Origin of the sequence: Helicobacter sp. MIT 01-3238, from assembly GCF_003364135.1 — a bacterium.
In the GTDB taxonomy this organism is placed as follows: domain Bacteria; phylum Campylobacterota; class Campylobacteria; order Campylobacterales; family Helicobacteraceae; genus Helicobacter_B.
The window spans coordinates 143,186-165,495 of sequence record NZ_NXLN01000001.1; the positions used below are offsets into that span (position 1 = coordinate 143,186).

The 22,310-nt window shown below is 40.7% G+C and carries 17 protein-coding genes; 12 read left to right on the forward strand and 5 right to left on the reverse strand.

Annotated features, from left to right (window positions below):
* The first annotated feature begins 150 nt into the window (after positions 1–150).
* From CQA40_RS00600 to CQA40_RS00620, 5 genes are all read left to right on the forward strand, one after another.
* A complete protein-coding gene (locus tag CQA40_RS00600; protein WP_115519063.1) occupies positions 151–1,242 on the forward strand; it encodes an NAD(P)-dependent alcohol dehydrogenase in 1,092 nt (363 codons plus the stop codon).
* Positions 1,243–1,406: 164 nt separating this feature from the next.
* Positions 1,407–1,766 carry a type II toxin-antitoxin system RelB/DinJ family antitoxin gene (locus CQA40_RS00605; RefSeq protein WP_115519064.1) on the forward strand — a complete coding sequence of 120 codons (360 nt, stop codon included), beginning with the start codon at positions 1,407–1,409 and terminating at the stop codon, positions 1,764–1,766.
* Positions 1,759–2,028 (forward strand): Txe/YoeB family addiction module toxin, encoded by a 270-nt coding sequence (locus tag CQA40_RS00610; protein ID WP_115519065.1) that lies wholly within the window; start codon positions 1,759–1,761, stop codon positions 2,026–2,028. The genes CQA40_RS00605 and CQA40_RS00610 overlap by 8 nt, the downstream gene beginning before the upstream one ends.
* 163 nt (positions 2,029–2,191) lie before the next feature.
* A complete protein-coding gene (locus tag CQA40_RS00615) occupies positions 2,192–4,405 on the forward strand; it encodes a site-specific DNA-methyltransferase (protein ID WP_258864407.1) in 2,214 nt (737 codons plus the stop codon).
* Positions 4,398–6,953, forward strand: coding sequence for a DEAD/DEAH box helicase family protein (locus CQA40_RS00620; protein ID WP_115519067.1), 2,556 nt, complete (start codon positions 4,398–4,400; stop codon positions 6,951–6,953). Before CQA40_RS00615 ends, CQA40_RS00620 begins: the two co-directional genes overlap by 8 nt.
* A gap of 134 nt (positions 6,954–7,087) precedes the next feature.
* Here CQA40_RS00620 and gatB read toward each other — a convergent pair whose 3' ends face one another.
* The 4 genes from gatB to bamA all read right to left on the reverse strand — a co-directional run bounded on the left by gatB (position 7,088) and on the right by bamA (position 14,648).
* Positions 7,088–8,560: an Asp-tRNA(Asn)/Glu-tRNA(Gln) amidotransferase subunit GatB gene (gatB, locus tag CQA40_RS00625; protein ID WP_115519068.1), complete on the reverse strand. Its 1,473-nt coding sequence runs from the start codon at positions 8,558–8,560 to the stop codon at positions 7,088–7,090.
* Between the two features lie 81 nt (positions 8,561–8,641).
* Positions 8,642–10,582 carry a pitrilysin family protein gene (locus CQA40_RS00630; RefSeq protein WP_115519069.1) on the reverse strand — a complete coding sequence of 647 codons (1,941 nt, stop codon included), beginning with the start codon at positions 10,580–10,582 and terminating at the stop codon, positions 8,642–8,644.
* Positions 10,583–11,629 (reverse strand): dehypoxanthine futalosine cyclase, encoded by a 1,047-nt coding sequence (locus tag CQA40_RS00635; RefSeq protein ID WP_115519070.1) that lies wholly within the window; start codon positions 11,627–11,629, stop codon positions 10,583–10,585.
* 442 nt (positions 11,630–12,071) lie between these two features.
* Positions 12,072–14,648, reverse strand: a complete 2,577-nt coding sequence (gene bamA, locus CQA40_RS00640) for an outer membrane protein assembly factor BamA (RefSeq protein ID WP_258864401.1) — start codon at positions 14,646–14,648, stop codon at positions 12,072–12,074.
* Positions 14,649–15,030: 382 nt separating this feature from the next.
* Here bamA and hemW point away from each other — a divergent pair, with 382 nt between their 5' ends.
* The 4 genes from hemW (at position 15,031) to bioD (ending at position 19,195) form a co-directional block, all read left to right on the forward strand.
* Positions 15,031–16,410: a radical SAM family heme chaperone HemW gene (hemW, locus tag CQA40_RS00645; protein ID WP_115519071.1), complete on the forward strand. Its 1,380-nt coding sequence runs from the start codon at positions 15,031–15,033 to the stop codon at positions 16,408–16,410.
* 185 nt (positions 16,411–16,595) lie between these two features.
* On the forward strand, positions 16,596–17,474 hold the full coding sequence (locus CQA40_RS00655; RefSeq protein WP_258864402.1) for a transporter substrate-binding domain-containing protein: 879 nt from the start codon (positions 16,596–16,598) through the stop codon (positions 17,472–17,474).
* A 147-nt stretch (positions 17,475–17,621) separates the two neighbouring features.
* Positions 17,622–18,320, forward strand: coding sequence for a uroporphyrinogen-III synthase (locus tag CQA40_RS00660; protein ID WP_023927600.1), 699 nt, complete (start codon positions 17,622–17,624; stop codon positions 18,318–18,320).
* Positions 18,321–18,415: 95 nt separating this feature from the next.
* The gene (bioD, locus tag CQA40_RS00665; RefSeq protein WP_115519074.1) at positions 18,416–19,195 is read left to right on the forward strand and encodes an ATP-dependent dethiobiotin synthetase BioD; all 780 of its coding nucleotides are present in this window, start codon (positions 18,416–18,418) and stop codon (positions 19,193–19,195) included.
* Positions 19,196–19,292: 97 nt separating this feature from the next.
* On the opposite strand, the gene CQA40_RS00670 is transcribed toward bioD, so the two are convergent.
* The gene (locus CQA40_RS00670; RefSeq protein ID WP_115519075.1) at positions 19,293–20,801 is read right to left on the reverse strand and encodes a hypothetical protein; all 1,509 of its coding nucleotides are present in this window, start codon (positions 20,799–20,801) and stop codon (positions 19,293–19,295) included.
* Between the two features lie 223 nt (positions 20,802–21,024).
* Between CQA40_RS00670 and CQA40_RS00675 the strand changes: the two genes are divergently transcribed.
* The 3 genes from CQA40_RS00675 (at position 21,025) to CQA40_RS11480 (ending at position 22,273) form a co-directional block, all read left to right on the forward strand.
* Positions 21,025–21,315 (forward strand): FeoA family protein, encoded by a 291-nt coding sequence (locus tag CQA40_RS00675; protein ID WP_023927603.1) that lies wholly within the window; start codon positions 21,025–21,027, stop codon positions 21,313–21,315.
* A 91-nt stretch (positions 21,316–21,406) separates the two neighbouring features.
* Entirely contained in the window at positions 21,407–22,144 is a 738-nt protein-coding gene (gene nth, locus CQA40_RS00680; RefSeq protein ID WP_115519077.1) for an endonuclease III, read from the forward strand.
* Between the two features lie 6 nt (positions 22,145–22,150).
* Positions 22,151–22,273, forward strand: coding sequence for a hypothetical protein (locus CQA40_RS11480; RefSeq protein WP_258864403.1), 123 nt, complete (start codon positions 22,151–22,153; stop codon positions 22,271–22,273).
* Positions 22,274–22,310 lie beyond the last annotated feature (37 nt).

Below are 22,310 nucleotides of genomic sequence, written 5' to 3' on the forward strand. Positions count from 1 at the left end.
AAAATCCCTTGACTGATAGTTGCTATCAGGTTTTATAATTGCGTTTTTAGATTTTATGAATTATGGAATGCGTCAAATAACAAAAAACCACGCACAATAAAGCCACGCATAGAATCTAAAAAATCTAAAAACCAACCAAAAGGAGACACAATGTTATTTCAATCAAACCTAACCGAAGCCAAAGAGGGCAAGCGAATCAGCGCAAAAGGCTTTGCCGTAGCGCACAAAAGCGATACATTTAAGCCATTTGAATTCTCACGCCACGCGCTAGGGGCGGGCGACATACTCATAGAAATCCTCTATGCAGGAATCTGCCACAGCGACATACACAGCGCACGAAGCGAGTGGCACGAGGGCATCTACCCTATGGTGCCAGGGCACGAAATCGCAGGGCGCGTAGTCGCAGTGGGTAGCGAGGTGCGTAAATTCAAAGTCGGCGATTACGCTGGGGTAGGCTGTATGGTAAATAGCTGTGGCGAGTGCGATTCGTGCAAGGCAAGCAGGGAGCAGTTTTGCGAAAATGGCAAAATGGTGCTTACTTATGACTGCCTTGATTGCTTCCATAATAATGAGCCAACTTATGGCGGATATAGCAACAATATCGTGCTAAGCGAAAAATTTGCCATAAAAGTCCCACAAAACGCTCCATTAGAGAAAGTCGCGCCACTGCTTTGCGCGGGAATTACCACTTATTCGCCACTTAAATTTAGCGGTGTGGAAAAGGGCGATAAAGTCGGTGTAGCAGGATTTGGTGGGCTAGGGGTAATGGCACTCAAATACGCATTGCAAATGGGCGCGGAAGTGAGTGTGTTTGCGCGAAACAAAAACAAAGAAGCAGACGCGCTCAAAATCGGCGCAAAAGCCCTCTACACCACCGATAAACTAAGCGAGGTAAAGGAGCGATTTGACTTTATCGTCTCTACGATTCCTACGCGCTATGACCCATTTGAATATGTAAATCTCCTCAAAAGTGGCGGGGAAATGGCAATCGTAGGGCTTCCACCAACCGATGAGTCAATCAAAAACGATATGACTCGCCTCATCTTTAATGCCAACAAAAAGGTGTATGGCTCGATGATTGGCGGGATAAAAGAAACTCAAGAAATGCTAGATTTTTCAATCAAGCACGAAATCTATCCCGAGACGGAAATCATCGCGCCAAACGAAATCAACACCGCTTATGAAAACCTCACTAATGGCAAGGCAAAATTTCGCTATGTGGTGGATATGAGCAAACTTTAGTGAGGAAAAGCATAAAAAGAAGCGCAAATGCACTCAAACGCATTCTAGATTCTGAAAAATTTTATAGCACAGATACATTAAAATGCTATGTGCTATAAAAAAGTATGGAATTTTATTATTTTGGTATATAATCACAATAAATTTTAATTTATAAGGAGCAAAAAATGAATGCGTTGGTGCAAGTAAAAGTTGATAGAGAGCTAAAAGAGCGTGCGGAGGAGTTGTTTAGTGAATTTGGGCTTGATACCACTACGGCGATTAGAATGTTTCTAAAAGCCGTAGTGCGCGAGCAAAGAATACCTCTAAAACTCCAAAAACCAAAAGCAAAAGAGCAAGACCCGCTATATAGCCCAAAAAATATCGCAGAGATTAAAAAAAGCATAAAGAGCTTAGAAGAGGGCAATGGTATAACAATGACCTACCAACAATTAGAGCAATTTTGCGATACAATGGAGAGGGCAACTCCACAAGAAGCGCAAGATATTATCAATAAAGTGCTAAAAAAAGAGTATTTTAATGATTAAGACAACATTTGAGCCACAGGCATTGCTTGAATATATGGAGATTCAACGAAGTGATAAGAAAATGCTAAGCAAAGTCAATACATTATTAAAAGATATTGCCAGAAATCCGCAAGGCAATGGGCTTGGGAAACCCGAAATGCTAAAGGGCGATTTGAGCGGATATTATTCGCGCAGGATTGATTCTAAACACCGCATTGTTTATCGCATAAATGATACTTCCTGTGAAATCGTGCAAATTGGCGGGCATTATGATGATACATAAACTAAAAGCAAGGCATAGCGTTTGCTTTTGGCTTAATGCAAAATGTGAAGCGCAAAAACGCATAAAAATATTGTTTTTTTTTTACAAAACTTGATAGCATTGCAAAAAATTGCGAAGTAAAATAGAGGCAAAATAAACGCACAAAAATACAATTTAAGGAGTCATAAAATGCCAAAAACGCAAGCCATTCTCAAAGACGGCGACACACACACACACACACACACTAAAAGAAAACACTAACCAAGAACTACTAGAACTCCTCCTAAGCCACTTTCAAAGTAGGCAAAACCTCACAACGCTTGCCACAAATAACGACACCAAACTACTTGGCTTTTTGCTTCAAAATCCCGCGCTAAAAGCGGAGTTTTTCACCCACATTGACTCCGCGCTTGTTTTCCAAAAAGAGCGGTTTTTGGACTTTCTTAAACTACGCATTCTCGATTCTAGCTACACAAAGTTTGCAAACAAAATTGGGCTTAGCTTGCATAGCGATTTACTCAAAAACGCCTTGCTAAAGGGGCAAGCAAAAGTCGCGCTTAACTTCCCCTATAAAGATTGTGTTTTGAAAGGTGCGCAGAGCAAGGATAGCGATAAAAGCGATGAAATCTTTTTCAATGAGATTTTGGCGAGTGATGAGATTGATATATTGTTTAAACCAAAAGCATTGCAAAATTTCAAGCTAATTAGCAAGGGACAAGAAGCGAATGATTTTGAATCAATCAAATCTGCCTTACAAAATAGGCGAAGTATTTTTGATGAGAAATCGGGGTTGTGTAGCCACGAGCAAGGAAATAAGACTAAAGCGTCTATTGACGAAGCGAGTGGCAAACTCCACGATTTATCGCAAAAAGACAAGCCTAGCACGCCAAATTTACTCATTAAAGGCAATAATCTACTCGCTCTCCACACGCTTAAATCTCGCAGAGACATTTATGGGCAAGTCAAGCTCATCTACATAGACCCGCCCTACAACACAGGCAATGATAGCTTTAATTATAACGATAGATTCAACCACTCCGCGTGGCTTGTGTTTATGAAAAATCGCCTTGAAATCGCCAGAGAGTTTTTGCGCGAAGATGGCGTGATATTTATCCAATGCGATGATAACGAACAAGCCTACTTAAAGGTGCTGTGCGATGAGATTTTTGGGAGAGAGAATTTTGTCGGTTGTATAGTGTGGCGAAAAAAGACAGGTGGTGGGCAAGATTCTGTAAATTTTGCTAGAGAACACGAATATATTTTATGTTATAAGCGAACAAATTGGCAGATTATAGACAGCAAGGAAAATCAAGATGAAAATGAATTTAATAAAATTATCAATGGTAAAAAAGCAAAAATTTTAAAATTGGAAAAATGGGGAATTGGCGCATTAAGGGAAGATGCTCCGAGTCTTTACTACCCTATTAAAGACCCAAATGGAAATGATTTTTATCCCATTGCGCCAAATGGGACAGAGGGGCGTTGGCGTAAAAAGCCTGAAAATTTAGATAATGAACATATTTATTGGCAAGAATCAAAAGGTAGATTAACGCCTTACGAAGTTTTATATTTTGATGAATTGCAAGATAAATTAAAAATCATAAAAACTAGAACAATTTGGCTTGAAAGTGGTAATACAACACAAGCTACAAAAGAAATGAAAGCACTTTTTGCAGATTCTAATGCTGATTTATTTTCTACGCCAAAACCCGAAGCACTTTTAAAGCGAATCATCGAAATATCCACCAAAGAGGGAGATTTGGTAATGGACTTTTTCGCAGGCAGTGGGACGACTTGCGCCGTAGCGCACAAGATGAATCGCCGCTGGATAGGCATAGAGCAAATGGACTATGTGGAGGGCATAACCAAAGAACGACTAATCAAAGTCATAAACGGCGAACAAGGCGGCATAAGCAAAGCAGTAGGGTGGAATCCACTCTCCCCCTCCCTTGCGGAGGGGGATAAAGGGGGTTGGTTATCATCACAAAGCAAAGATGAGGCAAGTAAAAAAGATGCGGATTCTACCCACCCCCTAGCCCCCTCCGCAAGGGAGGGGGAATTGCCCAAAAACGCATTTATCTATTGTGAGCTAATGCCACTTAATGCGTTGTATAAAGATAAAATCACTAAATCAAGTAGTGAGGGCGAGTTGGCACAAATCTATAATGAGCTACAAACAAAGGCGTTTATCGATTACCGCGTGGATATAAAAGAAATGCTTAAAGATAGGGACTTTGAAGCACTGCCTTTGGCGGATAAAAAGCAAATTCTTTATGCGATTTTGGACTCAAATATGGACTATGTGGCGTATAGCGATATACAAGATTCAAACTTTTGCGTGGATAAAGAAGTGCAAGAGCTAAATAGGGCGTTTTATAAAGGTGGGGAAAATGGATAAGCAAAATCTAAGCACCAAATTAGCCAACGCGCTAGAATATAACGACATAGAAATCCCTGAATATATCACTCAAAATCTCTCAAAAACTTTGCGCGACTATCAAGTAAAGGCACTTAAATACTATCTCTTGCAACGGCAAAAGCCTAGCACAAATCATCTAATGTTTAATATGGCGACAGGCAGTGGCAAAACGCTTATAATGGCGGCTTTAATGCTAGAATGCTACAAGAGTGGGTATAGAAATTTTGTGTTTTTCGCGCCTTATAACAATATCGTAGAAAAGACTAAAAGCAACTTTTGTGATGAGAGAAGCGAAAAATATCTCTTTAGTCGTGAGATAATCATAAATGGCGAGCAAATCAAAATCAAAATGGTAAATAGCCTTATCCAAAATAGCGAAAATGGCACGATAAATATCTATTTTAGCACCATAAGCACACTTTTTAATCGCCTAAAAGAGGGAGGAGAGCGCGAAAACTCGCTTACTTTGCAGGATTTGTGCGACAAAAAAATCGTCTTTTTAGCCGATGAAGCGCATCATCTTAATGCCGAAACAAAGCAAAAGCTAAATAAAAGCGAAGAGGAGGATAAGCAAAATTGGGAGGGCGTAACCAAAAAGGCATTTAAGGCAAATGAGGAAAATCTGCTTTTGGAATTTAGCGCGACTATCCCAAAGTTTGAATCCGTGCTAGAAAAATATAGCGATAAAATCGTGTATGAATACGCACTCAAGCAATTTCATAATGAGGGATTTAGCAAAAAAATCTACTTGCTAAAATACAATGGCTTAGAGATTGAGGAGCGATTTTTAGGAAGTGTGATTTTAAATATTTACCGAATGCTTTTAGCACAACAGCAAGGATTTTTCTTAAAGCCTGTGATTTTGTATAAAAGCAGATTTGAAGCGCAATCTAAAGAAAATGAAAGGCTATTTAGGGAATTTATAACAAATCTCAATGCCAATGAAGTGGGGGAATTTATAGACACTTATGCAAATCTCTCTAAAAGCGATGATGATGAAAGTGTGCTATTTTTTGAAGCGAGGGAGTTTTTTAAGTCGCGCAATCTCACAAATGAAGCAATTTGCACGATGATAAAAGAGCTTTTTAGCGCACCATATATCATCAATGTAAATGATAAAACTGCCGAAGAACAAAGGCAAATACTGCTTAATAGTCTAGAATCAAGAGATAATGAGATTCGCGCTATTTTCGCGGTGGATAAGCTCAATGAGGGCTGGGATGTGCTAAATCTCTTTGATATAGTGCGACTAAATAAAGGCGCGATAAAAGACACTACCAAAGAAGCACAGCTTATCGGGCGCGGGGCGAGATACTATCCATTTGCAATGCAAGATTGCGATGAATTTAGGCGCAAATTTGACACACAAAGGACACCACTTAAGGCATTAGAGATTCTCACCTATCACGCGGCAAGTGAAAATGAATTTATAAGTCGGCTAAATAGTGAGCTAGTAAATATGGGACTAAAAGCTAAAAAAAGTAAAAATATCATTTTGCGTGTGAGAAAGAAAATAATGCAAAGTGAATTTTACAAAGAAGCATATTTCGCTACAAATACACGGTATAAAGTCTCAAGCCAAAATAGTTTGTTTGCCGATGAAATTGTGCGTAGAATCATTAGTAAAAGTGATTATATGGAGATTCCGCTATTTAATGCCAAAGGTGTGGAGCAAGAAAATCTCATAAAAGATGAGCGCAAGGAAGAATCAACCCCATCGCATAGCGAGATGAAATTTAGGGATTTTCCACAAAGCATTATTTTAAAAGCGATGAATATTTTGCATAAGACTTATAATTTTGCCACGCTTTCAAAAAACTTTGATGTGCAATCAAGGCGCGACTTTATCGCTAAGTGCCTAAATCTCACTATCAAACTCCACCCTAGACAAACACTCAATGAATTGCATACAAGGCTAAAAATCGCGCTTTTTGTGCTAGAAAAATTTGGCGAAAATCTTAATAAATATTTGGACTCATACAAAGTGGGTAGCTGGAGGGCAAAGGCTTTAGAGACTATCGGGGATAAAGAAATAACGCGCGATGAGAATAGCGAGGAATTTAGCGGGTATGAGTGGTTTTATTTTGATAAATTTGTAGGGACTGCGCTAGAGAAGGATTTTTTGGATTTTGTCGAATCCAAAAAAGAGCTAATAAATAAGCATTTTGCGCAATGGCTTATCGTGCGCAATGAGCGATTTAGTGAATTGGCGATTTATGATGATAGGGAATTTTTGGCAAATGGGGAGGAAAACAAAAATTATGCGGATAGATTTGAGCCTGATTTTTACTTTTTGGGCAAAAGAGTGCGCGATAATCGCATAATAATGCAATGTATCATCGAGCCAAAGGGCGAAAAATGGCAAGATGATGATAAATGGAAAGAGGAATTTCTAGCAACGCTCTTTAGTAAAAAGCCTATTGAGCATAAAGGCATTAGTATCAAGCTACAAGGAATGCCGTTTTTTAGCGATAATAAGCGTGATGAATTTAGGGAAAAATTCGAGGGGTTTGTAAAATCTTTGTGAATCTAGCATATCAATTCGCAAAAAATCTTATTTGTGCTTATTTTTAGCAAAATTTTATAATGTAAATTTTGCTAAAAAATCCTAGCTTTTAATCCTTTTTGAAATTCATCATAAGTCATTAGCACTCCTTAAATTTACCCTAATTTTTCTTTTAGCAGTTCATTCACTCTCGCGGGATTTGCGCCTTTTGCGTTTTTCATCACCTGCCCTACAAAAAAGCCAAAGAGTTTGTCTTTACCACTTTTATATTCCGCGACTTTATCGGCATTTGCGCTTAGCACAGATTCGATTGCGCTTATAATCGCGCTATCATCATTGACTTGCACTAATCCTAGCGAATCGATTAGCAAATCGACTTCTAATTTTGCTCCACTCTCATCGATACCGCGCTTTTCCACCAAAACATCTAAAATCTGTTTTCCACTTTTGCCACTTATCGCACTTGATTCCACGCGTTTGACAAGCGTGGCTAAAGTTGCGCTATCTACGCCACAAGTTTGCAAAGTATTTTCGCCCTTTAGTCGCCCCAAAAGCTCGTTACCAAGCCACACAAATGCACCTTTGCCACTTGCGCCACTTGCTACCATTGATTCAAAATAAAGTGCAAGTTCTAGCTCATTTGTCAGCATTGCCGCATCTTTTGGCTTTAGCCCAAAATCACTCACATACCTAGCGCGTTTCTCATCGGGCATTTCAGCGATATTGCGCCCCTCACGCATTAGATTTTCATCGATAAACACGGGCAATAAGTCAGGGTCAGGGAAATACCGATAATCCGCAGCCTCCTCCTTGCCACGCATAGAGCGCGTAACGCCCTTTTGTGTGTCAAAAAGGCGCGTTTCTTGCACGACTTCGCTTTCATACTTGTCGTCCTCCCACGCCTCGCGCTGTCGCTGCACCTCGTATTCGATTGCTTTTTGGATAAATTTGAAAGAATTAAGATTTTTGATTTCCACGCGCGTGTATAGCTTGGTGTCGTCCTTTGGGCGTATGCTGACATTGGCATCACAGCGGAAACTCCCCTCCTGCATATTAGCATCACTAATGCCTAAAAAGCGCACGATAGAGTGGAGTTTTTTAAGATACGCCACCGCCTCATCGCTAGAGCGCATATCTGGTTCGCTCACTATCTCAAGCAAAGGTGTGCAAGCGCGGTTTAAATCGACTTTAGAAAAATTACTTTCGTGGATATTTTTTCCCGCGTCTTCCTCTAAGTGGGCGCGAGTAACGCCGATAACTTTTTGGCGCGGGTTTTGTGATTCAGAATCCACCTCGATTTCGATTTTCCCACGCCCCACGATTGGAATCTCATATTGTGAGATTTGATACGCCTTTGGCAAGTCGGGGTAAAAGTAGTTTTTTCGTGCAAAAATGGAGTTTTGGTTGATTTGCGCATCGATTGCCGTGCCAAATTGGATTGCCTTTTTTACCGCCTCTCTATTGAGAGTGGGCAACGCCCCGGGCAGTGCAAGGCAAGTGGGGCAGACATTTTTATTTGGCTCTTCGCCAAAACTCGTGGCACAAGAGCAAAAAATCTTAGTTTTGGTATTTAGCTGGACATGGACTTCCAGCCCGATAATCGTTTCAAAGTCATTGTTTGCACTCATTTTATCTCCTTGTGATTTTGCAAGTTGTGGTAATTTTGAAATTGTTTGAAGCCAAAAATTTCGCTTAAGCAAAATCTTTATTTACCCCTTTTGCTTTTTACTAGATTTTGTGGCGGTATCTTTTGCTTTTTTCGCATTGCTATGGGATTTTTGCTTGGATTCCACTTGCGAGCTGGTCTCTTTGCTAGCTTCTTGTGTAATCACTCCAAAAGTCAGCTCGGCTATTTCAGGGTGGGATTTTATGTAGGCATTTAGCGTTTTTAACTCAAGGTTTTTTATCCGCTCTAGCTCTTGCTTATAAAACCCTATCTCAAGTCCCAAAAAATATTCATTAAAACTTCGCCCTAGTCGCTGAGATAGTGTCTCATTGCCTAGTGGCTCACTTCCTAGCAAAAACTTCTTTGCATCATCTAGCTCTTTTTGTGTCGCGCCGTTTTTGACAAAATCGCTTATCACTTCGCGCACGACTTTTATGGCTTCATCTTGGGATTCTAGCTTGGTTTGGAGCTGTCCTATGCCATAAGAGATGAGCGAGCTTGTAGCATAGCGGAAATACGCACCGTAAGCTAGCCCGCGCTTTACACGCACTTCCTCCATAAGCCTAGAGCCAAACCCACTCGCACCCAAAATAAACCCCGCCACTCTTGCAAGGTATCGCTCCTCTTTTAGATTTTGCATTTTTAGTGGCGAGCCAAAGTAGATATATGCCTGCTGTGTAGGTGCGTTTTCACTCACAAAGCTAGGCTTTGCGCTTACTTCAAAGTGTTTTTTGGTATAAGGCTCTCCATTTGGAAAATCCTGCAAAATAGATTCTAGCATTTTTAGTGTGGATTCTAGCTCTATGTCCCCTCCTACTACGATGATGGCATTACTAAGGTTTAGGGTAGAATCTAGGCTTGCTTTTATGTCTTTTTTGCTTATGGCTTCTACATCTTTTTGTGTGCCTAGAGATGGATTGGCTAGTGGCGTGCCTGCAAAAAGCTGCTTGTTTAGCAGCTCACTAGCGAGGTAGTCAAAATCACTTTTGTTGCTTAGGATTCTTGCGTTTAGCGCGGTTTTTGCTTTGTTGATTTCTTTTAGGTTTGGGTGGTGGATTAGCTCGCCTAGCAAGTCTATGGCGTCTTTTTGGTATTCCTTTAGGAATGATAGGTAGAAGTTTAGCGTTTGAGAGCCACTGCTAGCACTAAGTGAGATAGCTTTCTCTTCAAGCGCGTTTGCAAAGCCTACATTGCCTTTTTTGCTACTGCCAAGTGAGAGGATTTCATCTTTTAGCGCGGTTAGTGCGATTTTGTCAGAGTTTACAGAGCCACCACCTTGAAACACTAGCTGGATATTCCCCGCAGGGATAAGCGCGGAATACTCATAAATCACGGGGATTTGGACGCCTTTTATCTGTGTGTGTGTAAGTGTGGTGGTGGATTTTGTGTTTTGTGCGTTTACTTGGGTTGTCATTATGATAGCTCCTATGATGATGGGTTTTAGTGTGTTTGTTATGATTGATAGGCTTTGCGAGCAAAATCTATGTTTTGATTCTACGATTTTTGCAAAAAGGCTTATCCAAGAATCTTTTTTGCTTTTGTTGTAATTTTTTATATTTTCGCATTCTTTGTCGTATTTGTCTTTTTTGTCATATTGAGTGTTAGCTAAATATCTCTTATTTTTGGATTTTAGCAAGATTTTGCCACACTTGCTTTCTTGAGATACTTCGCTTTGCTTAAGATGACAAATTGTAGGATTTGTAGAATCTACAAAATCATTTGGCATACTTTGGGTTTCGCCACAAATATTGAAACTTCGCCCACGATTTTCCCTCACAATCGAAGTATTTGCGGTATTGCTTTGGGAAATCTCATTGCCCTGCGAGCGTAGATAGAACATTTTGCGTTCATCAAGCGAAGCTGGGCAGTGAGATTTCTCAAATGAATCACCCAAAGACAAATTGCAACTATCCAAATGACTACCCAAAGACGAATTACCTCTACAACCCAAAACCAAATTACCCTCAAAACTACAACTTCTCATCTAAAACCTCTCTAATATATTATACGCCGTATCCCTCTTAGCAGGATTTTCCCCCACATCTTTGATAAGTGCTATCATCTCTTCTTGATTCATTGAGTTTCTAGCCCCAGCTGCAGCCACGACATTTTCCTCCATCATCGTGCTTCCCAAGTCATTTGCGCCAAATAGCAGTGCAAGCTGCCCGATATGACTACCCTGCGTAACCCAGCTACTTTGGATATTTTTGACATTATCAAGGTATAGTCGCGAGCACGCTAGCAAGCGCAAATAGCGATTTGAGCTTGCTTTTTGGAGGTGGGGGAGTTCGCTTTGCAATGGCGTATTATCAGGCTGGAAGCTCCACAAAATAAACGCGCGAAATCCACCGCTTTCATCTTGCAAATCCCGCACCCTACGCCAATGCTCGATAATGTCATCATCATTATCCACACTGCCAAACATCATAGTCGCAGTGGATTTTATATCTAGCTTGTGGGCTTGGCGATGCACTTCTATCCACTCGCTAGAGTCTAGCTTGCGAGGGGCAATGATGTCGCGCACTCTATCGCTTAGGATTTCAGCTCCAGCTCCCGGGATAGAGCTAAGCCCAGCTTTTTTTAGCCTTTCTAGGACTTCAGGGATACTTAGATGAGAGACTTTTGAGATATAGTTTATCTCTATGGCAGAAAATCCGTGTATGGTGATAGTAGGGAATTTTTGTGCGATATGTGATACTAGGTTTTCGTAGTAGTCAATCTTTAGCTTTGGGTGCACCCCACCTTGAAACAAAATCTGTGTGCCACCGATAGCGATTAGCTCCTCGATTTTTTTGTCAATCTCTTCAAAGCTAAGGATATACTCGCCCTCTTGCCCTAGCTTGCGCTTAAACGCGCAAAATTTGCAATCCACCCAGCAGATATTTGTATAGTTGATATTTCTATCCACAATAAAAGTCGTGGTTTTGCTTGGGTGAATCTCGGCTTTGACTTTGCTTGCTTCTTGCCCTAGCTCGCGTAGCGTGGCTTCTTTCATTAGTTGTTTGATTTCTTTGTCGGTGTAGCGTTTCATTGCTTTTGTCCTTGAGTTTTTTCTTGTTTTTAGATTCGCCTTTGGGTATTGTGTTGTATAGATTTTGCTATGTTTGGCTTTTTACTTGTCTTTGTCTTTTGCTTGTTTTTAACTTGTTTTATTGGGCTTAATTTGTCATATTGAGCGTTAGCGAAATATCTCTAAATCTTGCAATGTTTGTAAAGCTCTTTTTTGAGATACTTCGCTAACGCTCAGTATGACAATGGGTTTTGGCATTGCAATGGATTGCCTTAGGGTAGGGTAAGGATACCCACCCCCAAACCCCCTCCGCAAGGGAGGGGGCTTAAGATTTTGCTTTGCAAACAGTGTTTAAGTAGTCTTATGACAAAACAGCACAAAGCACAAACAAAACATTGCAAAGTGCAAAAAATCCCACAAAAAGTGCAAGTGGGATAGCAAACAATCCCAAAAGTCTTTCCCATCAAAATCTCGTTCCCATTGAGAATTCAAACTGCGAGGTATAATCCCCCTCTTTTTGGTTAAACAGCTTAAATGGGAAAATCAGCACGATAGGTCCCATAGGGCTTATCCACTCGATAGCCGCACCGATACTTGCCCTCCACTCCATACCATATCGCCCTACTCCTGCTATACCATATCCTGCAAAATCTGCATATCCACTACCCAAACTTTTGTAAGTCAAAAATCCATAGTCTCCATAGAGTGCTACGCGCATTTTTGCTGCTTCTAGTAGTCCATAGCTTAGCTCTACGGAGTTTGTAAACATACCATCACCACCTATCCAAGACAGTGGCGTGCCGTCATTTGCCACACCGATAGGTGAAACAGTGCCTGAGCGAAATCCACGAATGGTGGTAACCCCACCCATATAAAAGGTATTATTTAGTGGCAAAAAGTCATTTCTACTGAAGCGGAAAATATAGCCACCTTGCACCTTATAGCGAGCGATTAGGTCGATTTTTAGGTGCTTTTTTAGATGATAGTAAAAGGCAGCTTTTCCATATAGCTTGACATTGCGCACATCGCCACCAAGTCCGTTGAACTGCGCATAAGCTGAAGCGATTATCCCATTTTTTGGGAAGTAGTAGTCATCGGTGTTATCAAAGCTGATACTTGGGCTGATAGATGAAGTCATAGGCCAAGCATTTACATAGCTTTTGCCACCCCAATTATTATAAAACGCTTCATAATTGCTACTTAAAAAATCAAAAGTATTTACCCAATTTATATCATAGCCAAGTGAAGCGCGAAGTGTGGGAGAGAGCATACGCCCCACGCTAAAGCTAAGCCCGAAGCTCTGCTCGATATAGACATAGTTTACATAGTAGTTGCCATATACGCTTGCAGAAGTGGAGTAGCGAGAATCAAAAATACGAGGATTGCTTAGGGATAGATTCCCAGAGAATTGTCTCCCTGTGATTTTGCGCGGAGTGCCATAGTAGCTTATGTTATAGGGTGTGCCACCTGTGGCGATATTTGCATAGATAGAGCCTGTCTGCCCCGTGCCAAATAGATTTCTCTCACTTATTGAGCCATTTATCATTAGCCCTCCATAGCTACCATATCCTAGCCCAAATTGTAGTTGTCCCGTCCTGCCCTCTGTAACAGTGATTAGCAAATCCATAGAATCCGCGCTTACGCGTCTTTCATCGATTTTGACATTTTCAAAAAACCCAAGTCTTTGCAAGGCGTTTTGGGATTCTGCGATTTTGGATAGGCTGTATTCATCACCGGGAGCTAGCAAAATCTCACGCCGTATGATTCTATCATTTGTGCGGTTATTGCCTGAAATAAGCACATCGCTTATGTGGACTTTCTCGCCCACTTCGATATGATATAGCACTTTGACCGTGCCTTTTTGCTGTGCTTCCTCTTGGATTTTGCGTAAGGCTTCCGCCTCCTCTTTCTCCTCTTTCTCCTCTTTAGAAGTTAGCTTGTGGTGCTTTTTTGTGCCTTTGCTTGAGATTTTTGCCTCATCTGCTTTTTGGCTACCCTCCTCTTTGTCTAGGTCGGGGCGCACTTGTGCGTAGGCATAGCCTTTGTCTGCTACAAGTCGTTTTAGCACCTGCGCATCGGAGCGTAAATCCTCGATATTAAAGACTTGTCCTTTTTTGACTTGCAGGGCTTTGTGTAGCTTTTCTTTAGGGACTATGTCCTCTTTGTCAATGTTTATGACTATATCGCTTACGGTGTATTGCTTGCCCTCGCTTATGTTGTAGTGTAGCTCGGCTCTTAGGTTGTTGAAATTTGCACTTAAAAACGGCGAGGATACTTTGGCGTCCAAAAATCCATTGCGCATATAGACATCTTGGATTCTCATCGAGTCGTATTCTAGCTCTTGGAGGTGTAGCTTGCCGTCATTTAGCCCCCACATCCAGCCCATAAAGTCGCGCTGTTTATTAGCACTAAGGGATTCTATCTTACTTCTTTTTAGCTTTTGGCTACCCTCGTAGTGTGCTTTTTTGATTAGGATATTTTCCCCACGATTGACATTAAACACGATATTGTAAGCACCCTCATTGACTTTGGTAAGCTCCTCTTTGACTAGAGAGCCATAGTAGCCTTGATACTCAAGCACGGTTTTTAGGATAGTCTTTGCGCGTTCTATCTTTTGCTCATCGAAAGTCTCGCCTTTTTTGATTCCCATTTGGTTTTGGAGGGTTTGCTTTTCGTTATCGCTTCCGTAGCCTTTGATTTCTATACCTGCTACGCGTGGCTTTTCTACGAAGTGAAATGTCAGCACACCAGAATCAAACTCCGCTACAATGTCGCTAAAATACCCTTGGTCATAAAAATCCGTTACCGCGGAATCGATTTTTTCCTCATCTAGCTCTTCGCCTACTTTTATGTCTGCGATTTCGTTGGCTAGGTGAGTGGATAGGGACTGCAATCCCTCGTATTTGATAGAAGTGATAGTGTCTTTTGCATATATGGGTAGAAAAAGTGCGCTTGCAAGCGCAGCATACAAAGCAAGTCTAGATAATGCCAAGCGCATAGTTTCGCTAGCAATGGTGCAAGCGTGCGTTTTGCAAGCCACTTTTTTGTGGGTTGCTTTTTTGCAAGCATTTTTGTGAGCCAATCTATAAGCTAGAAAAATCGTAGAAATATTAGAATACCAAAGCAATGCTTATGCCTTTGTCATAGAATCTATAAGTAAAATAAAAGTCGATATTATACAAGCCCAAAGTATTATTTTGACCATATTTGGCAAGATATTTGGCAAGATTTTAGCAATTTTTTGGTTTTTGGGTGGATTTTGCAAATATTTTGCGAAGTTTTGCGCGTGGCTTTTTGTCTTTTTGTGCTACGCTTGGATTTTCTTGTGTAAGTGCTTTAGTAAAATGCTTGCAAAATCGTGATAGAGGGCTTTAAGAGAATGGACTTAAGCGCGAAAAACAGCAACTAAAAGAGGGCAAATTATGGTTTTATACATTCATATTCCTTTTTGTGAGAGTAAATGCGGGTATTGTGCGTTTAGCTCAGTGGTGGCGGGGCAAGATTTTGCTAGTCAAAAAAAGCGATATATAGACGCGCTTATTTGTGATATTTCTCACTCTTTGCAGACATATCGTGTGAGTGGGGATTTTGCCAAAAATGCTAGTAATGATAAAAATGCTGAAAAACTCAAAAATCTAACAAACACTAAAAACACCCCAAAACTCACGCTTGATTCTATCTATATCGGTGGAGGCACGCCAAATACGCTAGATGAGCGCGATTATGAGAGAATCTTTGGTGCGATTTTTGATAATGCCACAATCACAAAAGACGCACAAATCACAATTGAGGCAAATCCAAATTGCTTAAGTAAAAATTGGTGCGAAGCACTGCGCTCTTTTGGGGTAAATCGCATAAGTATGGGGGTGCAAAGTTTTGAGAGTGATAAACTTCGCTTCTTGGGGCGAAGCCACACGCAAAAAGACATAGCCAAAGCCCTAGAGCTAGCAAGTGGATTTAAGTATGCAAGCATTGACTTAATCTATGGCACGCCGCTAGATTCTAGCGCGGTGCTAAAGCGTGAGGTGGCAAAAGCTGTGAGTTTGCCCATCTCGCATATTTCGGCGTATTGTCTAATGTATGAGCAAGGGGCAAAAAATGCCAATAAATATGCCAAACTAGAATCTAAAATGCGTGGCGAAGTGCATAACTTTGATGATTCTAGGGATTTGGATTTCTCTAGCGCAGAAATAGCTTCTAGCGATATGAGTAAAATCGTGTGCGAAGAGCTAGAAAAAAGCGGATTTAGCCAATATGAAGTATCTAGCTTTTGTAAAGATTCTCACTCAAAAAGCCTGCACAATCTTAGCTATTGGCGTGGAGAAGAATACCTAGCTTGCGGGGTTTCAGCAGTAGGCAGGGTGGGGCAGTGCCGATATAGTGGGGCAAAAGAGCTAGGTAGGTATATAGCTTATCCTTTGCAAAAAGAGTGCGAGGATTTGAGTGTGGAGGATTTGGCATTTGAGAGGGTGTTTTTGGGACTTAGAAGTGAGGTTGGGGTTGCACTAGGGGAGCAAATTTTGCGTGATTTGAGCTCTCATTTTAGCACTTGTGGTATAGAAGTGCCAAAATCTACCACAAAATCTAGCAAAATTTGTGATAAAGACTTTATCACAAAAGATTGTGCCAAGTCTTTGAGTGATTTGGAGCGAAATATCACAAATGCCTTAAATCATCTCATAAATCCTGCTAGAGTGGCAATCCTTTTGAGAGAGAGAAAATGCACTTTGAGAGGAAACATACTGCATACTAAAGACTTTTTTTTAGCTGATGAGATAGCTCTATATATCACAAGCCATTAAAATTTATTTGTTTTTTTTAGTTTGCTATAATCGCATTTTTTGCGTTGCCTAAAGTTTTTGCGCAAGCAATTTTATGCAGGCAAAATTTTATGCTTTTATGAAATCGTTGCAAACAAAGCAAAGTTTCCACACTAAAATCGCCTCATCAAAATTGCTGCCAAAAATCACTACGCAAGGGAGATTTAATGAGATTTCAACACTTCACAAGATTTCGTTTATTTTGCTTCACAAGATTTTGCTTAAACAATCCTACTTTGAGATTTCACTCTATAAAAATACCAAAAATATCTTTACCACTTTTGTTTGGTGCTGCGATGATTTCTTTGCTTTGCTTGCAAGGCTGCAAAGATAGTAGCACGATTACTATGGCGACTGCTGCGGAGTTTCGTCCGTTTGAGTTTATGGAGGGCGAAGAGGTTAGAGGGATTGACATTGATATAGCAAGAGAGATAGCCAAGCGACTAAATAAACAACTAGAGATAAAAAAGATGAGGTTTGATTCTATCATCGTGGCTACAAGCAGTGGCACAGCAGACATTGCCATAAGTGCGATAACCATAAACCCCACACGCGAAAAAATGGTGGATTTTACCACACCATATTATGAAGCAAGTCAAGTAGCCATAGTCAAAAAGGGAGATTCTCGCTTCATAAATATTGCTAGCAAAGATGAGCTACTAGAAAAAATCGCTTCCATAAAAGACATAAAAATCGCCGTAGCCGTAGGCACGACAGGGCATTTTTTTGCTGCAGGGGATAAGGAGCTGGATTTTAGTGGGTTTCAAAACGCAGAAGTAAAAGCATATTCTAATGCTTCTGTTGCTATGAAAGCACTGCAACACTCTCAAGTGGACATTATGATAATTGATGAAATGGTAGCTACCGTGCTTTCTAGGGCTTGGTGGAATCCTAACGCCACTCTTTTGCCTTTTAGACTCACACAAGAGCAATACGGCATAGCTATCAACAAATCAAAGACTAAACTAAAAGAATCCATACAAAAAGCCCTAGATGAAATCAAAAATGACGGCACGCTAGAGAAAATCATCACTTCATATTTGTAGGGATTTTATAGATAGTCGCGTAGAGTTTATAGAGATTTATATGTTTTATTTATGTTTTATTAAGGATTGGCAATAGTGCGCTTTTGGCACACTTTTGCATTCTTGCTATATTTAGATTTGACCCCAAAAGCACAAAAAAGGCTATAAATGCGTGAAATCGTGCTAGTAAATTCTAAACCATTTAGAGATATAAAGACTTTGGTGGTAAATGAAATAGTGCATTTTCCGCTCCATAGCGCACTTATCGAAGCGCATATATCTCCTGCAAACCCAAAACGAGATATTCAAGCCCTCATTTTCACTTCCAAGCACGCCATAAAAGCCCTTGCCAAAGAGATAGATTCTCGCCCACAAATGAGTGAGTTTTATCAAATCCCTAGCTTTGTCATCGGGGCAGGCAGTGCACAAAGCTTGCAAAAATACAACTTCACCCTTGAGTATATCTCGCCTGATTCGCACGGAGAGGGGTTTGCAAATGAGCTAGTAGAAAAGCTAAAAGGCAAAAACGCGCTTTATATCCGCGCCAAAAAAATCGTATCAAGGCTTGATGAGAGGCTAAGCGAAGCAAAAGTTTCCCTAAAGCAAGTCATCGCCTATGAAAACAAAACCAAAATCCTCCCACAAGAGCTAAAGCCCGCTCCTCGCTCTATTGTGATATTTACCGCACCGAGCAATTACTACTCGTTTGTGCAAAATTTTGGCTGGGATGGGAGCTATGTGGCTATCGCTATTGGAATGACGACTTTTGGTGTGCTAGCAAAGGAAATCACACGATATGTCGCTCCAAAGCAAAGCATTGAGAGCTGTGTGGAGTTTGCCCAAGAAATCGCACATATTTATCCATAAATAGCTTTTTGAGTAGCTTTGGATTCTTGTGTTTTTGAGATTTGGCAAAAATGAGTTGGGAAAAGCTACAAAATCCTATAAAGTAAGGGGTATAAATGGCACAAATCTATGTCGCAGGAATCCACACAGACGCGGGCAAAACTCACTTTAGTGCGGCATTTTGTAAGGCGTTTGGTTATAGCTATTTCAAACTTATCCAAGCAGGCACACCCACAGATACACAGCGCGTAAGAGAGCTGCTAAAGCTAGCGCAAGACAAAGAATGCAAACACCATAGCGCAAGCACCACAAATCATAAAAATCAAAAAAACAATAGCGACACAAAAATGGCAAACAATTCTCAAGCAAAGATTTGCCAAGCAAAAATCAATCAAACAAAGATTCATAAAGCAAAGATTCATAAGGAAGGCATAAGTCTAGCCACCCCCACTTCCCCACACATTGCCAAAATCCGCGAAAATATTTACTATGACAAAATCCCTTTGCCACAAGATGACAACTGCCTTATTGAGCTAGCAGGTGGGCTATACACACCATTTGATGAGCGATGCTGTATGATTGACTTTATGCGAGAAAATCCCGCTACAACTGTGCTTGTGGGGCGATATTATCTAGGGTGTATAAATCACATTTTGCTTAGCTTGCAAGCACTAAAGCAAGCTAATATAAAAGTGCTATGCCTTGTGATGAGTGGCAAAGACTATAAGCAAGATGATTTGACAAATGAGAGTGCTTTGATTGATAGATTTATCAGTGATTACGCGCTTGTGCCTATCGTGCATTTGCCCTTTTTTGCAGATAGGGCAGATGATTTCGTGCATAGCGCGGAGGTGCTGTATGAAGAGATAAGTGAGAGAGTGGATTTTGGATTTTAGGCAAAATCTAGTCAAAATCTAAAAACATAAAAATCAACACAAAATTCACTAAAAATCTTGCAAAAAACATTGCAAAACTTTAATTTATACAAAATCTTTAGGGTGTGAAAAATCGATATTCCAAAAACGCCTTTCCATAGCTTGTGTTTGTGGGTGCGCTTGGCTCATCGCGCATTTTTTGCTCCATATACACACCTATTAAGCCCAAGTGCAAGCCTTTGTAGATATTCCACCCAAATCCAAGTGCGATTTGGAGCTGCTCGCCTCCTAGACTTCTTTTTTCTGTGCCTTTGGAATGTCGTGCTGTGAGGCTAAAAACCACAGGATTTATCTTTAGCGCACCAAACCCCCACCAAGAATCAGTATTTCCTTGAAACATATTTGTTTGTTGAGTGCCGTTATGGTAGCCACCGGGCGCGATGACATTATACATAAATGGCGTTTCATCTTCTGCTTCAAATATGTATAGATTTCCTCCCATATGCGCTTGGAGGAAGTCATTTGCCCCCGTGCGAGCATAGCCTATGCCTAGCTTGTATGCTACTTTAGATTTCTCATAGCTTATGCTTGGCTGCAAGGTGATGAGATAAGTATCGCCTAGTTTCCTAGATTCGTTGATAGAGCCGATTGCCCAGCCTTTTCGCTGTGAGGAGAGATAGTTGCCGTGCGCTAAAATATTTAGACTAAATGGCGAGCTACCAAGCGCAATATCTTGGGAAATCTTAGCCCCAAGCATATAGAAAAAATCCGTAAGATAGTAGGCATATATATCGCCTAAGCGGTATTCTCCGCGCCCAAGTTTTACGCCTAGCACAAATTCATTTCCTCCATAATACAGCTCTTTGAATTCCACAAAATTGCTTGTTTCTTCGCGACTTGAGTGGGCGTATTCATTTACCCACGCGCCATAGATTTCGCCGTATTTGAAATCATAAGCGATATGCGCTCCTTGCATATGCTCCCCTACCCAATCCACCAGCGCATCAAACCTCCCTGCTTGCACGCTAAAGCCCCTATATGAGTAGCGCAAAAATGCGTTGTTGCTATTCCAATCATTGCCGACTTCATCGCCGATATGGTTGCCAAGATATTCGTGTGCGTTGTGCCGCAGTGCGCCACCTAGAAGTGAGGTAGCCCCCCAAATGCCTATGGTGGCGTTTAGCAAATGGTCATTTTTGGCATAGAAATCATAAGAGAGATTTGCAGCGAAGTGTAGTGTGAGGTAAGAATCTCTGTGCTTGCCAAAAGAGGATTTGCCAAATGTGCCAATGTGTCCATAGAATTGTGTGCGATTTAGGATTTGTGCGATTATGGGGGGTTGTGAGGACTGCAAGGCTTGTGAATCTTGTTGCGTGGACTGCACGCGTGAAATGATAGAGTCTGCAAAATCTTGTGATTCTGCAGACTCTATCAAGGTGGAATCTATGGGGGTAGAATCTGTGGTGGTGGAATCTTGTGTGGCGTCATTTTGCAGAGTGGAATTTTGCGAGATAGAATTTAGTGGATTAGCACCTAAGCAAAAATGGCTAAAAGCCACGAGAGCACATAGAGTAAGCACTTTTGGCAAGGAAGTTTTAAAACTATTTTTAAAACCATAAGCAGACATTTTCATTTCCTTAAACTTTAAGATTTTTCTTTGGACTTTTGTCTATTTTTTGTGTGTATTTTCATAATTTGAAAATATTTATGAGTGATATTAGCATTTTTGTATAAACACATAATGATAAAAATTATGATAAAAGTTTGTTTTTTTTTGATTTTATTTGAAAATAAATGCTACACTCCCAAGCTATAAAATTTATAAAAACCTAAAAAGCAAAGAGGGCAAAATGACTTCAAACACAGCAAATGCGCTAGATACACTAGAGACAACCACGCTAAATGCAATCACACTTGATGAGTGCAAGCCAAATCACTGCTACAAAATCACTTCTATCCATTTCACAAACCAAGCTATCAAAGAGAGGCTTGCTTCTTTTGGTGTCGTGCGTGGTGCGCTCTGCACGATACTATGTGCCGCACCAAATAAAGCCACACTATCCATACAAGTAAACCAAACGCTTGTCGCACTGCGCGGGGAGGAAGCAAAGCTGATTTTTGTCGAGCCCATTCATCGCTAGAAATTTTTAGCTAGATAGATTTTTGTGATATGATTTTGCAAAATCTTTTAAGAGCAATCTAAAAGATTTGCAAAATCTAAAAAGGGCAAGAATGTGTGCTTTATCAAACAAAAAACTAGCAAACCCAAAATCCTCCACACAATCCAAAACACCGCAATCCAAAAAGCCACAATCCAACAAATCAAAAACTACCATAAAGCCTAGCGATATTGACACTATCAAGACCCGCTTCTTATCCCACTACCCAAACGCAAAAACCGAGCTAGTCTATGCAAACACATATCAGCTTTTGGTATGTGTGATGCTCTCTGCCCAATGCACTGATAAGCGAGTAAATATCGTTACACCTGCACTTTTTGCTAGCTATCCCACACCTGCCGCACTCTCTCAAGCAAACATTGATGAACTAAAAGAAGTTATAAAATCTGTTTCGTTTTTTAACAACAAAGCTACAAATCTAATCAAAATGGCAACGCAAGTAATGGATAGATTTGGCGGGGAAATCCCAACCACACAAGAGGAGCTAAAATCTCTCGCAGGTGTGGGACAAAAAACCGCAAATGTCGTGCTGATAGAAAGCCAAGAAGCAAATGTAATGGCGGTAGATACGCACTGCTTCCGTGTAGCTCATAGACTAGGACTAAGCAATGCAAAAAGCCCGCTAGATACCGAAGCGGACTTGACAAACGCCTTTAGAGACAATCTAGCCACGCTACACCAAGCATTTGTGCTATTTGGGAGATACATTTGCAAAGCAGTAAAGCCACTATGTCAGCAGTGCTTTTTGCAAGAATTTTGCCTAAGCAAAAGCAATTTTAAGCCTGCATAGGGGGCGATGAATTTTGATGAGTCTTTTGATGAGCGTTATGCCGTAGAATTTTGCACGCTATATGTGGCTAAATCCCAAAAAGGCACAAATATTGCTAGGTTTTATTTATGGATTTGGTGTGTAGTTTAGTGTGTTTGTGTGGAGATTTTCTTTAGGTTTTATGTTT

Excerpts from the sequence above, each read along its gene's own strand:
- CQA40_RS11480 (WP_258864403.1), top strand. The coding sequence starts at position 22,151 with ATGAATTTTGATGAGTCTTTTGATGAGCGTTATGCCGTAGAATTTTGC.
- bioD (WP_115519074.1), top strand. The coding sequence starts at position 18,416 with ATGGCACAAATCTATGTCGCAGGAATCCACACAGACGCGGGCAAAACT.
- CQA40_RS00635 (WP_115519070.1), bottom strand. The coding sequence starts at position 11,629 with ATGAAACGCTACACCGACAAAGAAATCAAACAACTAATGAAAGAAGCC.
- hemW (WP_115519071.1), top strand. The coding sequence starts at position 15,031 with ATGGTTTTATACATTCATATTCCTTTTTGTGAGAGTAAATGCGGGTAT.
- CQA40_RS00675 (WP_023927603.1), top strand. The coding sequence starts at position 21,025 with ATGACTTCAAACACAGCAAATGCGCTAGATACACTAGAGACAACCACG.
- CQA40_RS00670 (WP_115519075.1), bottom strand. The coding sequence starts at position 20,801 with ATGTCTGCTTATGGTTTTAAAAATAGTTTTAAAACTTCCTTGCCAAAA.
- CQA40_RS00600 (WP_115519063.1), top strand. The coding sequence starts at position 151 with ATGTTATTTCAATCAAACCTAACCGAAGCCAAAGAGGGCAAGCGAATC.
- CQA40_RS00605 (WP_115519064.1), top strand. The coding sequence starts at position 1,407 with ATGAATGCGTTGGTGCAAGTAAAAGTTGATAGAGAGCTAAAAGAGCGT.
- CQA40_RS00660 (WP_023927600.1), top strand. The coding sequence starts at position 17,622 with ATGCGTGAAATCGTGCTAGTAAATTCTAAACCATTTAGAGATATAAAG.
- CQA40_RS00655 (WP_258864402.1), top strand. The coding sequence starts at position 16,596 with ATGAGATTTCAACACTTCACAAGATTTCGTTTATTTTGCTTCACAAGA.
- CQA40_RS00630 (WP_115519069.1), bottom strand. The coding sequence starts at position 10,582 with ATGAGAAGTTGTAGTTTTGAGGGTAATTTGGTTTTGGGTTGTAGAGGT.
- gatB (WP_115519068.1), bottom strand. The coding sequence starts at position 8,560 with ATGAGTGCAAACAATGACTTTGAAACGATTATCGGGCTGGAAGTCCAT.
- nth (WP_115519077.1), top strand. The coding sequence starts at position 21,407 with ATGTGTGCTTTATCAAACAAAAAACTAGCAAACCCAAAATCCTCCACA.
- CQA40_RS00610 (WP_115519065.1), top strand. The coding sequence starts at position 1,759 with ATGATTAAGACAACATTTGAGCCACAGGCATTGCTTGAATATATGGAG.
- CQA40_RS00620 (WP_115519067.1), top strand. The coding sequence starts at position 4,398 with ATGGATAAGCAAAATCTAAGCACCAAATTAGCCAACGCGCTAGAATAT.